Source organism: Sphingobium sp. YBL2 (genome assembly GCF_000943805.1).
GTDB lineage: Bacteria > Pseudomonadota > Alphaproteobacteria > Sphingomonadales > Sphingomonadaceae > Sphingobium > Sphingobium fuliginis.
Map to the genome: position 1 here is coordinate 1,109,281 of NZ_CP010954.1, position 13,014 is coordinate 1,122,294.

Here is a 13,014-nt window from a genome sequence, read left to right on the forward strand (position 1 = left end):
TGTCAATGAATTGGAAGCCTCCCCGAAGCCAGCCTAAATTGCCGGACAAGGAGAGAAACAATGTCCTATTATGGTCCGGTGCTTGCCGTGACGGCGATCGTCCTGGCAACGGAAATTCTCATGGGCCGCCATCGCGGCATTTATCGTCGCGACGATATATTGGTGCTCGGCCTGTGCGCCCTGCTCAATCCGCTGGTCACGCGAATATTGGCCGGGCTGTTGATCGCTGGCGCGGCCGCGCTGCTGCTGCCGCAGGGGAAGGGTGCGCTCGCCCACCTTCCCTTGCTGCCCTCCTATGTCAGCCTGTTCCTGCTGGTGGAATTCGCCTTCTACTGGGGACATCGGTGGGCGCATGAGGGGCAGCGCCGATCGGCGCTTCGCTGGTTATGGAAGATACACCGGACACATCATGCGGGGCGGTACATGAACGTGCTGGTGACACAGCGCATCAATCTGTTCTGGTCGTTCGTCGTGCCGACCGCATGGATTACGGGCTTTGCGGTCTATCTGGGGCAGGGGATCGCGGTGGGCCTCGTCATTCTCACCATCTTCTGCTGGAACCTCATCACCCACAGCCATTTTCGCTGGGATGACGCTATCCGGCGACATCCGCGTTTCGGCACCATGTTCCGCGCGATCGAGCATCTGCTGATCAGTCCGGGTATGCATCATAGCCATCATGGCTATGGCAAGGACGGCGCATCCTATCGCAACTATGCAGTCACCTTCGCTTTTCTCGACTGGATTTTCGGAACGCTGCACATTCCGCAGGGGCGGCCCTGGCGCTATGGCGTGCCCGGTGCGCAGCCCCATTGGGCGGAGGAGGTGTTCTATCCGCTGGTGCGCATGCCCGCCAAGGCGAAGGAAAGCGGAGAGGCGGATGCGGCGGAGGGGGCAGTGGCCTGAGCAGCCACCGGATGCCTCGGGTCCGAAGATATTGGCGTCGCGCCCCGCGGTGAAGCCAGAGCTTGACGGAACTAGTTTACCAAGTGCATCATATCTCCATGGATTGGCGGCTTCAAGCCGAATATAAGAACGATCGTTCTATAGGATGGTCGATCCTGTTGGTGATAGCCGGCCTGCATGGGAGAAGGATGTGATGCCCCTTGACACTGGCGATTATTTTCTGTCCGCCGCCAATCCGGTGGCCAATGTCGACCAGCGCGATCTCGAGAGGCTCGCCATGCGACTGTTCGAGCGGCCGGACGTCAGGGCGGCTCGCGCCCGTGCGGAGATCATGTGGCGGCGCGTGACGGACAGGCTCATGCCTGCCGACCAGATGGCGCTGTTCGACGACCATGTTTCCGATTATTGTTTCAAATGCACGCTGGTTGCCGCCAATACGGATGCCAATCATCCCCGCATATTGCGTGTATATAGTGAAGGCGGCCAATGGTTCGGACATAAGGTGCCCGGCGCGAAATGGGGTGGAGACAATCCCAACAACGCCTATCGCATCATTCCCGTCGCGGCAGGCGGACGCTATGAACTGACGGGGCAAAGGCAGGTCGAACCGTCCACTTACGTCACCTTCCAATTGGTCAGCAACAGCACCACGTCCGCGACGCTGGCATCGCTCGAACAACTTGCCATGGAGATTGACGAGGACGGCCGGTACAGGCTCACCCTGGATGATATGCCTGCCGGGAAACGGCGGAATCATCTCCAGATACCGGCAGGGACGCTCTATCTCTTCATCCGCGATTCCATGGGGGATTGGGAACGGCAGCAGCCCGATGCGTTGCAGGTGCGCAGGCTCGACCCGCCGACGCGACCCCCGCTGACGGAAGATGAACTGGCCGCTACAGCCATTCGCAATATCCTGTCCGATGTATTCTATGCCTATTATGCCCAGCGTCTGTTCTTCAACGGCCCACAGATGATGACGCCGCCCGAGGGAGCGGGGTCTGTGGGCGGACTGGTGACCCAGCAGGGCAGCCTGGGCCACTTCACGTTGCGCGAGGATGAAGCGGTCATCATCACGGCCAATGCGGCGGGCGCAACCTATCGCGACATCGTCCTGCATGACCTGTGGTTGCGCAGCCTGCCCAATCGCGACAGGCAGATCAGCCTGACCAATGCGCAAATGGCGCCGGATGCGGACGGACGCTTCACCTATGTCCTCTCCATGGCGGACCCGGGCGTGCATAATTGGCTGAATCCATGCGGGCTGCATGATGTGCTGGTCCTGCACCGTTGGCAGGGCTTCCCCGATCCCGATGCGGAAGCCCCGTCGATCGAAAGCCGGAAAGTGGCGTTGGCGCGGCTTGGGGAGGCTTTGCCGCCAGCGGTTGCGAAGGTGACGCCTCGGCAAAGGCAGGCACAGATCGCGCGCCGCCAGGCTGCTTATGACCGGCGCTTCGCGGTCGATTGAGCGGAAGGTCGCAGGGTCTTCACAGATCAATTCAGCCTGATCATCGCAGATGCGCTTTGAGCCGCCACTTGTTGGTGCCCAACCGCTGTAAAAACTCGATCGAGCCTTGAACCGGCTTTTCCATCCGAGGCCATGGTCGGAGAGATCACAAATACGATCTATGTAGGCGCACTTGCATGCAATATGCGCCGTAGTTAGCCTTGCACCGTTCTGGCGCTGATATGCCGGATCAAGGACAGGCGGTTGAAGCCGCCGGCATCCAGACCGCGAGAACGGCGGATGTTCTGTCCGAAGGGGAGGGACGATGCGATCTGCGCGGCGCCTGGCCATATTTCCGGACATGATCCGCCTGCTTCATCAATTGCGATGCGGGCAGGTGCTTTCTTTGTCTCGGCATGATTCCGCCTGCTCCGGATCACCCGCGCCGGGTTCCCATGCATCCTTGGAACCGTTCGGGAGGCGCATTCGCATCGCTCGCTCATAGAACAAAATCATAGGGAGAGACGTCCATGAAAAAGCAGCTTCTTTTCGCCAGTGCGGCCCTGTCCGCCCTGTCCATGCCCTCTCTTGCCAGCGCGCAGGATCAGGGCGGCCGCGCCACGGCTGGAGATGCAGACATCGTCGTGACCGCCACACGGCGCGAACAGCGACTGCAGGAAGTGCCGCTTGCCGTCACCGCGCTGAGTGGAGACACGCTGCGCAGCCGGGGTATCGAAAATCTCAATGATCTGGGGCCGGGCAAGATCGCCGGTCTTACTTCCTATCCGCTCAACGGGACTGAGACCGGGGTAGCGCTCCAGATGCGCGGCTATGGGACATCGGACGCGTCCCAGGGCACGCAGGACAATGCCGTGGCCTTCTATATCGACGGCATCAACATTCCGCGAGCCCAGGGCGGCGCGCTCGACCTTATCACGCCTGAACGCATCGAGGTGCTGCGTGGGCCGCAGGGACAGTTGTTCGGCCGCAATGCGGAGGCGGGCGTTGTGCAGATCGTTTCCCGCCGGCCAAGCGGCGTGCTGGGAGGAGACTTCCGCGCCGGCATCGGCAATTTCGATGCCTATGAGCTCAAGGGGCGTCTAGATATGCCGGAAATCGCGGGATTCCGTATTCAGTTGTCGGGCATGTACCGCAAGCGGGGTGGGTATTTCCGGAACGTCAAGAGCGCTCTCCTGCAAAACATAACCCCCGTTTCAAGCCCTTATTCATCCTTTCACTGGAAGACTGGAGACTATGACAGGGACTTCCGTCAGCTCAAGACCTATGGCGGCAGGGTCGCGGTGGAACGCGATTTCGGCGATCTCAACATTTTCTATGCCTATGACAATGTCTGGGCAAAGGACGATCAGGCCTTTCCGCAAATCCTGGTGTCTCCCAATATCGGCACGATCGAGAACCCCAATGGCGGCATCACCGTGCCGCCCACAGGCCCGGCCACGATCTTCACGACCGATGGAGGACGCTATCAGCAGTTTCCGCTCGATCTCGACAAATATCCCGACAGTGCGCCCTTCGCGATTCCCTCGCTCTATTTCATCACGAAGAATCGCGGTCATGTGCTGAACCTGACCTATGGCGCCAGCGACGCGCTGACGCTGAAGTCGATCACCGGATTGCGTCGCTCCATCAACTATGGCGGGGCGGTTACGTCATTGGGAACGTCGCCCGTGCAGGCATGGGCCAGCAATTATCTGGATTCCAAGGTCTTCAGCCAGGAACTTCAGGCGATCTACACGACGTCCAGCTTCAACGTCACGGTCGGCGGCATCTATTTCTACGAAGATGTGCAGGATGAACGTGATTCCGGCTTTTCCACCAATTGTCCGGCGGGCATAGCGGGCGCGCCCTGCACGCCGGGCGGCGGCCCCAGCCGCGCCCCCTATTACAGTCCTTTCGCGCCCAATGGCGGCTTCATCCGCCAATTTTCCAAGACGAACGCCTATGCGGCCTACGGTCAGGCAAGCTGGACGCCACCCATATTGGAAGAGCGGCTGGAACTGACCGCGGGCCTGCGTTACAGCGACGACACCAAGAGGGCCCGGCGCGACATCTTCAACGGTGTGATCCTGCCGACGCAGTTGCGCAACGAGGCGAAGGAAAAGCGCGTCGATCCCGCCTTCACGGCCAAGGTCAAGCTGACCGAGGACATGAACACCTATGTCCGCTATGCCTCCGGCTTCCGGGATGGCGGCGCCAATGTTCGTTCGCAGGTGTTCACCGCCTATGGCACCGAAGTTTTGAAGTCCTGGGAAATCGGCATGAAGTCCCAATGGTTCGACAGGCGCGTGACCTTGAACATCGCGGCCTTCAAATATAAGGTCGAGGATCAGCAACAATCCATTCAGACCAGCCCGGCAACGAACCCCAGCATTTCCGACACGTTCAACGTCACCGTTCCCTACAGGGCAAAGGGGCTGGAAGTGGAACTGAGCGCCCGGATCGTGCCGGGGCTGAGCCTGGCGGCGAACTATACCTATGTCGACAGCAACAAGCGGTTGATCGGGATCGATCCGCGGACACTGACCACGTTCAAACCCAATGGGACGAGCATCCTGTCGTCGGGTCCGTGCGCGGCGGCCCCGGCCGGCAATTGTGCCGGCGCCCTGGTCGTATCGCCCGCCGATATGGCGGCCCACCCCGGCGCATCCTTCCTCCAACTGCTGGGCGTAGGCGCGGCCAAACATGCCGGCTCCGTTTCCGTGGACTTCAGCCGGCCGCTCGACCCCGGCGTCTTCAACATCCATTTCGACTGGACGCGCAGCTCGAAAATGACATGTTGCGCGCCCTACAAGCTGCTGACGGTGGTCAATTCGACCGGAACCGCTGCTTCGCCTTCGCCGCGCTATAATCCCGGCGTTTTCACCAACCGCATCAATATGCGCACGGGCATCTCCGAAATCCCGCTTGGCAACGGGGTGAAGGGCGAACTGGCCTTCTGGGTCAAGAACCTGCTGAACCATGTCGATCTGGGCCAGCTATTCCCGGCGGGCAATGCGCTCAATGCGTCGCAGCCCTATCCCCAGGCAGCGACCTATCTGCAACCGCCAAGGACGATGGGCGGCGAATTCCGCGTCCAGTTCTGATCGATCGGGGGATCGGCCATCTGCCGGTCCCCCATTCGCACGCATTATCCGCAGCTTCAGCACAATATCAGTGGCATCGCGAAATCGGAGCCGCCCACCGCGCCGGATGGGGAGGGAAGCGGATCGCCGCCGTTCCGGACGAGGGCGCGATAATGGCTCGCACTCATCCCGCTATGGTGGCGGAACGCCTGCTGGAAGGATTTGAGATCGTTATAGCCGATCAGCGTCGCGATCTGCGAAACCGGGCGATCGGTATCGCGTAGCTGCGACTGCGCGCTGCGCATCCGCACCAGCCGCAGATAGTCCCGCGGCGTCATGCCCAGCTTCGCGCGGAACCGGCGGATCAGTGTCTGCGGGCTCACCGCAAGATGCGTCGCGAGCATGCCGATATGCAGCCCGCGCGACGCCCGTTCGGAAAGCCACATCTGCGCCGCTGCGACCAGGGGATCGTCCGACAGGCCGGGCCGGTCCGATTCCATGCCCATCGCGTCCGCCAGCGTCCCTGCCATGGTCGGTGACAACAGCCTGCCGATCAGGCGGGTGAGCAGGCTCATTTCGTGCGTCATCCCGCGGGCCATCATGATCCGGTCGACTTCGGCAATGGGGTCCGTCGTGTTGACGCGGATATGCGGATAACGCCTGCGGAATTCCGCGGCTGCGCCTCGCGTCACCGGCACGGGCCCATTGCCCGTCAGCCCGGCCTCCGCCAACAATTCTATTCCCCGCCCAGTGGCGGACAGATGCGCGCCGCCTGCATATTGACTGCGGAGCCAGTCGATTACGGAATGGAGTTTGGCAAGATATTCCGGCGTCTCTTCCTCCGGACAATAGAAGTCGGGCACGTGGATATAGAGATGGGGCCTTGCCTCCAGCCCATCTTCCACTTGCAACTTCCATCCGCCCAGGACCTGAATTGGCCTTGGGCTTGGTCCCAACAATTTGGCGCGTGTGTGCATGCCGATGTCGTCTCTTGTTCGAAACTGATCGGCCACGCGCAGGCGCATCTGGCCGAACAGATCCAGGAACAAGCCGACACTGGCGAGACATGCGCCGTCAAATCCGATCACTGCAATATCTCGAGCCATACAGGATGGTAATTTACCCCCGTCATGATGTCAAAACCACACCTGACGCCAGTGCCAGGAGAGTCGCATGATGCATGCATAGAAAATAGGCCATGGACTTGGCCATTGGGAGAGTTTCGCATGATCGAGCAAATGGCCGGGCGCGCAACAGGCGCGCCGGAGACGGCATTTTCATGTCTTCCGACACGTGATGGGCCCAGGCAGGACCGGGCCTGATCCATGCCGCAACCCACTAAATTCTATCCACGCCTCAAGGGACGTTCGGCCATCGTCACGGGCGCGGGGACCCAGGGCGACGGCATCGGCACCGGCCGCGCCATCGCGATGCTGCTGGCGGGGGAGGGCGCGCATGTCGCGCTGGTCGACCGCGACAGGGAAAGCGCGGAGGAAACGCGCCGCCGCATCGATGCTGCCGGTGGACAGGCCTTCACGCTGGCCGGCGATGTCACGGTCGATGCCGACTGCCGCCATTTCGTGGAGCAGGCGGTCGCGCATACCGGGCGGCTCGACATATTGGTCAATAATGTCGGCATATCCGATCCCGTTGCATTGGACGCGGCGGACGAGAGCGGCTGGACGCGGGTCATCGACGTCAACCTCAAAAGCGCGATGCTGATGATCCGTCATGCCGTACCGGCCATGAAGGCGGCGGGCGGGGGATCGATCGTCAACATATCCTCCATCGCAGGGATACGGGCCCATGGATCGATAGCCTATGGCCCGTCGAAGGCGGCGATGGCGCAACTTGCCGCCGAAATCGCCGTCCTGCATGGCCGCGATGGCATCCGCGTCAACGCGGTTGCGCCCGGCCATATCATGACGCCCCATGCCATGCATGTGCTGCCCGAAGGTCTGCGTACATTGCGGCGGGCCATCGCGCCGCTGGGCATCGAAGGGGATGCTTGGGACATCGCCAGGGCAGTGGCTTTTCTGGCGAGCGACGATGCGCGCTTCATCACCGGCGTTCTGCTGCCCGTGGACGGTGGCGTCACGCGGATCGGCCCCATTGCCGCGCATTTCCTGGCCGAAGCGGAACTGGCGGCCGACGCGGGAACAGAAGGACCGAATCAATGAGCCAACTGGATGAAAAACAGGAATCGGGCGTCGCCTTCATCACTGGCGTCATGGGCGAACGCTTCGGCGGCGCCTTCAACGAAGCCGCGACATCGAACCGTTTCGGGTCGGATATTACCCGCATGGCGGCAGGCTGGGCCTTTCACGATGCCTGGCGGCATGAAGGCATCAACCGCAAGCAAAAGAGCATAGCCGTCATCTCCGCGCTGATCGCGTCGCGTCAATCGCTGGAGCTGAAAAACCATGTCAAGATCGGCCTGGCCAATGGCCTGACGGTGGAGGAACTGGAAGGGCTGCTGGTCCAACTGACGCCCTATGTCGGTTTCCCCTGCATCGCCTCTGCCCAGACAGCGGTGATCATGGCCATGCGCGAGGCCGGCATATCGCCCGAAGATCTGCCGACGTCGGAGGAACGCGGCCTGCTGTGACGAGGCAACCGACCGGCCCGGCGGCGAGGCGGTCACGATTTCACAACAAAAGCGAACATCAATGTTTCAGGGGAGGTTGTCATGAAAATCTCGAGTTTCTGGATGTCGTCCTGTGCCTGCCTGCTTTCAGCGGCTCCGGCAATTGCATCGGCGCAGGCGGCGCCCGAACAGGAACTCCAGCATGCGCAGGCCGCCTTCGGCAGTGACGACATCGTCGTAACGGCACGGCGGCGTGAGGAACGGTTGCAGGATGTGCCGCTCTCCGTCAGTGCGGTGTCAGGCGCTACGCTGGAGCGCGCCAATATTTCGAATGTCGCGGGCCTCAGCCGCGTGGTCCCCAGCCTTGTGTCGGTTCCCGGACAGGGCGGCAGCCGTTCGCTGCCCAATTTCGCGATCCGTGGCCTCAGCCAGCAGGAACTAACCCTGCTCGCGGACCAGTCCGTTTCCACCTATATGGGCGACATCGTGCTTGCGCGCACGCAGGGGGTCAATGGCGCGCTGTTCGACATAGGATCGGTGGAAGTGCTGCGCGGGCCGCAGGGCACGCTGTTCGGCCGCAACACGACCGGCGGCGCGATCATCATCCGTCCCAACCGGCCGACCGACAATTTCGAAGGCCGCGTCGGCGTCACCTACGGCAATCTGGACACCTTCATCGTGGAGGGCATGCTGAACGTGCCCCTGTCGCCCAATATACTGGTGCGCGTCGCCGGCCAGCGTCAGCGCGACGACGGCTTCGTCTATGACGAGATATTGGGCCGCAACGTCAACGACACCGCGCAGGAGGGTGTGCGCGCCTCCGTGCTGATGAAGAACGACAGCGGCGTCGAATCGCTGACCGTCTATAATTATTTCCACGAAGACGATGGCGGCACGGCAAGCTTTCTCGCCAAGGTCCGTTCCACCGGATCGCTGAACGGCGCCGCCGTCCGCGCGGCGCGTGGCTATCGCCCGCTGGAGCAATTGCTCGCCGAACAGCAGGCGCGGGGCCCCTATCGCATCGCCAATGGATCGAACATCTTCACCAAGGTGGAGACGCACGACATCGCCAACACCACGACCATTCCGCTCAACGACATGCTGACGGTCAAGAACATCGTCGGCTATCGTCACGTCAAGGACAACATCTTCGACGATATGGATGGAAGCATGAATTCGCTGCATCCACAGCAGCGGATAGACTGGACCGCGCAGTTTTCGGAAGAACTGCAACTGCTGGGCGAAACCGAAAACTTCAACTGGATCACCGGCCTTTATTATTTCTGGGAAAAGGGTCGCAACCAGGGTCTTTCCACGGTCGGCAGCGTCGATCCGGGCCTGGTCGAGCCGGAAGATATTTTCGGCTATCCCACCGCTGCGTTCAGCAATACCGATGTGGCGGGCCGCAACCGCAGCTTCGCCGCTTTCGCGCAGGGCACCTATCGTTTCAACGACAGCCTGAGCCTGACGGCCGGCGTTCGCTACAATCGAGACAAGCGCGAGGCGACGATCCGCAATCGCACGGCCACCGCATGCCGTTTCACCCGCGACCTCGACAATAATCCCGCGACGCCGGAAACCGCCGTGCCGCTTTCGCAGTGCGAGTTGAACGTGGGCGACAGCTTTTCCGAAGTCACCTACAATCTCAGCCTGGAATATAAGATCGCGCAGGACAAGCTGATCTACCTTGCGCACCGGCATGGCTACCGCACCGGCGGCTTCGGCGCCCGCGCCTCGACCGAGGCCGGGCTGCGCCGGACCTTCAGGCCGGAAACGGTGGACGATGTCGAATTGGGGGTGAAGGCCGACTGGCGCATGGGCGGCATGTTCCTGCGCACCAATCTGGCCGCCTATTACGCCAAATATAACGACATCCAGCGGTTGCTGACCGATCCGCTGGCCTTGCCCCCCACCACTGTCACGACCAATGCGGGCAAGGCGCGCATCTGGGGCATCGAAGCGGACATATTGTTCCGTCCGGTGTCCATGTTGGAACTGTCGGCCAACTATGCCTATACCAACGCGAAGTTCACGAAGTTCATCTATCCGGACGGCAGCGACCACAGCAACGATCCCTTCGCCCGCGCGCCGCGCAATGTCTACACGCTGGGCGCGCGGCTGCTCGCACCGCTGGACAGTTCTCAGGGCGATGCGTCCATCGGGATCAGCTATTATCATACCGACGATTATGTCGGGAACGATACGGTTGTGCCGGGCTATACGGATGCAGAGGGCTATAATCTGGTGAATCTGGACGCGAGCTGGAACCGGGTCATGGGATCGGGCTTAGACCTCGCCCTCTATGTCAACAACCTGACCAAGAAGAAATACGACTTCCTGCTCATCAACCTCGACAGCCTGGGCTACACCAGCCACACGCCCGGCCTGCCGCGGACTTATGGCGTGACCCTGCGCTATCATTTCTGAAAAAAGGGGCGGCTGCCCCGCATCCGTCCTGTTTCGCGGGACGGATGCGGGTCGGCCTGGCCCGACGTTTATGGGAAGACCGGACATGGCCGACATGATTACTTCCACCTCGCCTGATACCCCGCCAATGCGCGAGCTCAGGACCGCCAATCATCTGCTGGGCGATCGCGCGGCGCTGGATGCCGCATGGGATCGGGACGGCTACTGGTTCTTCCGCGACGTGCTGGACAGGGATGCTGTCGGCCGGTTGCGCGCCGTCTACCTGGATGTCTTGCGCGACCTGGGAGTCGTCGACCCTGCGCGCGACGACGCGGCCGTGTATAATGGCGCACCGCTCGACGATTTTCCGATCCGCAACGACGGCACGCCGGCCACCGATCCGCTGCTGGCGCGCTATCCGCGGGATCAATTCGTCGCGGAGCCCGCGATCCGCGCCTTTTTCGAGGAGCTGTTCGGGGAAGAGGTCTTCTGGGTGCCCAATACCGAATATCACGCGCTGCCGCCGGGCACGGGTCGGCCGGACTCGCGGTTCAACTTCGTCCATTGCGATGGTCCCAACAACAAGGGGCTGCCACTGAAAATCTGCTGGATGCCGCTCGCTCCAATCGATGAGGAGACGGGCGGCCTGGCTGTTGCCGAAGGGTTGCACCGTCCCCGGATGAATGATTTTCCCCGGCCGCCCCAGGGCATAGGCGACGATGTGATCCCGGCCGATGCCTGGTGCCGCGCCCTCTACCAACCCGGCGACCTGCTGGTGTTCAGCCTGGAAACGCCCCATAGCGGACTTGCCAACCGGTCCGACCGCCATTTCCGCCTGTCGATGGATATTCGCGGCATGCCGAAATCGGGCAATATCCCGACCGTCGGCACGGTCGCCGCGCTCGACGCCTGCGCCATCGCCGTGGAAACGAAGGAGGGGGAACAGCGCACCTTCCGCATCGATGAGGACAGTTTCTGCCGGATAACCCGAGGACGGCTGACGGGCATGCCGCTGGCGCTGGAGGAAATCCCGCAACTGGTGAAGATCGGTGATCCCGTTTATGTCGCATCCGACCACGGCACCGCCATGTTCATCCGTCCGCAGCACTGAAACATCCCGCGGAACAGCCGGCACGTCCCGGCGCCATAAGGCCGGTCGTACGGACTTGTGATGCATTGTCGGCGCCTGTGTGAAAGCCGTTGCCCGAACGGGATCGATCCTCTCTACCTGACTGTCGAACAGGGCAGCAGGCATGGGAGAGGTTCGTGGAGGTCATGGCAAGCGGCCTTCTGATTCCGGAAAGGCCGGTGGCGCTTTCCGATGGATCGGCGCTGGTGGTGGAATTGGGCGATGGGCGCCTCAGCGGCGAAGTCGCCGCCACGGCGTCGGGCCACATCATGCCGGACAGCTTCGCGGTGGAGGCGGGCGGGCATGTCTGCATCGTCTCCATTGGGCGAGGCGGTATCACCATCGTCGATCCCGCCATCGGCCTGCGCGGCGACATGCCGATCGATGATCGCATGGTGACGAACATCGCCTTCGGCGCCGAGAATGGCCGGGATGTCTGGATCACGGCAGCCGGAACGGGTCGGCTGCTGCGCGGCCGTTCGCCCGGGGCCGGGCCTGCCGCTCGCTTTCGTGGCATGAGGGACGAACACCGGTCATGACCCATTCGGCAAGACTTCGACCCCGATCTGACCCAGCAGCCGTGACGGCCGACGATGATGCGATAGTCGGGCGTGTCATGCCCCCGCAACTGGATGTGCTGGACGCTCGCTCCCGCATTCTCGACGCCGCGGCGCATCTGTTTCGGCGGGAGGGTTTTTCCGGCACGTCGATGGACGCCATTGCCGCGCTGGCGCGCATGTCGAAAAGGACCCTCTATGCCGGCTTTCCGGACAAGCGCGCGGTTCTCGAAGCGGTTCTGGAGCAGTTCATCGCCCGCCGTTTCGCCATGATCGAGCGGATCGGCCGCGAAGCCGCGAGCGATGAGGCGATATTGACCCGCATGGTCGGTGCCCTCAACGCGATGGCCACGGACGAGGATGCGCTCGCCATGTACCGGTTGCTGGTGGCGGAGGCGACAAATCTGCCTGCGCTGGCACTGGCGGCGAACCGGAACGGGCTGACGCAGGCGCAGGCCATGCTGCGCCAGCCTCTCCTCAATTGCGGTGTACGCGATCCGGATAGGGCCGCCTGCTTCCTCTACGACCTCGCCGTGCTGGCGCCGATGCATCGCCTGTTGGTGGGTACGGACAATCTGCACATGGACGTCGCCGCCATCGTCAGACTGGTTCTTCAGGGCGTGAAGGGAATGTGAAGCAGGGTCTTGCTCCGATCGCGGATGGCCGGGAACGGCTGTGGCCGGCACCGGGCGCGTCGGCGGCTCCCTCAGCCCTGGGCGGGATTTCTTAGGCTATGTTGCGATCTGCCGGACCATCCCATGCGAACCTTATTTTCCGCCGGGGTCAAGCGCTCCATGGACGCCGAATTCCCCGCCGGCGCTGCGATGACGGGGAAGGGCATGTCTTGCTGCAAACGCTCGTCGGGCATCTGGTCGCCTGCCTGTTATCGAAGCTGCATA

The 13,014-nt window shown here is 62.1% G+C and carries 10 protein-coding genes; 9 read left to right on the plus strand and 1 reads right to left on the minus strand.

Going from position 1 to position 13,014, the window contains the following annotated elements:
• The first annotated feature begins 60 nt into the window (after positions 1-60).
• The 3 genes from TZ53_RS05250 to TZ53_RS05265 all read left to right on the plus strand — a co-directional run bounded on the left by TZ53_RS05250 (position 61) and on the right by TZ53_RS05265 (position 5,457).
• Positions 61-906, plus strand: coding sequence for a sterol desaturase family protein (locus TZ53_RS05250; protein ID WP_025550607.1), 846 nt, complete (start codon positions 61-63; stop codon positions 904-906).
• A gap of 193 nt (positions 907-1,099) precedes the next feature.
• Positions 1,100-2,374 (plus strand): hypothetical protein, encoded by a 1,275-nt coding sequence (locus TZ53_RS05255; RefSeq protein ID WP_044660652.1) that lies wholly within the window; start codon positions 1,100-1,102, stop codon positions 2,372-2,374.
• 509 nt (positions 2,375-2,883) lie between these two features.
• Positions 2,884-5,457, plus strand: a complete 2,574-nt coding sequence (locus tag TZ53_RS05265; protein ID WP_025550601.1) for a TonB-dependent receptor — start codon at positions 2,884-2,886, stop codon at positions 5,455-5,457.
• Positions 5,458-5,513: 56 nt separating this feature from the next.
• Here the strand turns inward: TZ53_RS05265 and TZ53_RS05270 are convergent, their stop codons facing one another.
• On the minus strand, positions 5,514-6,542 hold the full coding sequence (locus tag TZ53_RS05270) for a GlxA family transcriptional regulator (protein ID WP_083199093.1): 1,029 nt from the start codon (positions 6,540-6,542) through the stop codon (positions 5,514-5,516).
• A 219-nt stretch (positions 6,543-6,761) separates the two neighbouring features.
• On the opposite strand from TZ53_RS05270, the gene TZ53_RS05275 reads away from it, so the two are divergent.
• The 6 genes from TZ53_RS05275 to TZ53_RS25550 all read left to right on the plus strand — a co-directional run bounded on the left by TZ53_RS05275 (position 6,762) and on the right by TZ53_RS25550 (position 12,750).
• Entirely contained in the window at positions 6,762-7,616 is an 855-nt protein-coding gene (locus tag TZ53_RS05275; protein WP_025550597.1) for an SDR family NAD(P)-dependent oxidoreductase, read from the plus strand.
• Entirely contained in the window at positions 7,613-8,044 is a 432-nt protein-coding gene (locus tag TZ53_RS05280; protein ID WP_025550596.1) for a carboxymuconolactone decarboxylase family protein, read from the plus strand. Before TZ53_RS05275 ends, TZ53_RS05280 begins: the two co-directional genes overlap by 4 nt.
• Before the next feature lie 81 nt (positions 8,045-8,125).
• Positions 8,126-10,450: a TonB-dependent receptor gene (locus TZ53_RS05285; protein WP_025550595.1), complete on the plus strand. Its 2,325-nt coding sequence runs from the start codon at positions 8,126-8,128 to the stop codon at positions 10,448-10,450.
• Positions 10,451-10,535: 85 nt separating this feature from the next.
• Positions 10,536-11,540 carry a phytanoyl-CoA dioxygenase family protein gene (locus TZ53_RS05290; protein ID WP_025550594.1) on the plus strand — a complete coding sequence of 335 codons (1,005 nt, stop codon included), beginning with the start codon at positions 10,536-10,538 and terminating at the stop codon, positions 11,538-11,540.
• Positions 11,541-11,704: 164 nt separating this feature from the next.
• Positions 11,705-12,097: an SMP-30/gluconolactonase/LRE family protein gene (locus TZ53_RS05295; RefSeq protein WP_044660654.1), complete on the plus strand. Its 393-nt coding sequence runs from the start codon at positions 11,705-11,707 to the stop codon at positions 12,095-12,097.
• 41 nt (positions 12,098-12,138) lie between these two features.
• On the plus strand, positions 12,139-12,750 hold the full coding sequence (locus tag TZ53_RS25550) for a TetR/AcrR family transcriptional regulator (protein WP_025550590.1): 612 nt from the start codon (positions 12,139-12,141) through the stop codon (positions 12,748-12,750).
• Positions 12,751-13,014: the final 264 nt, after the last annotated feature.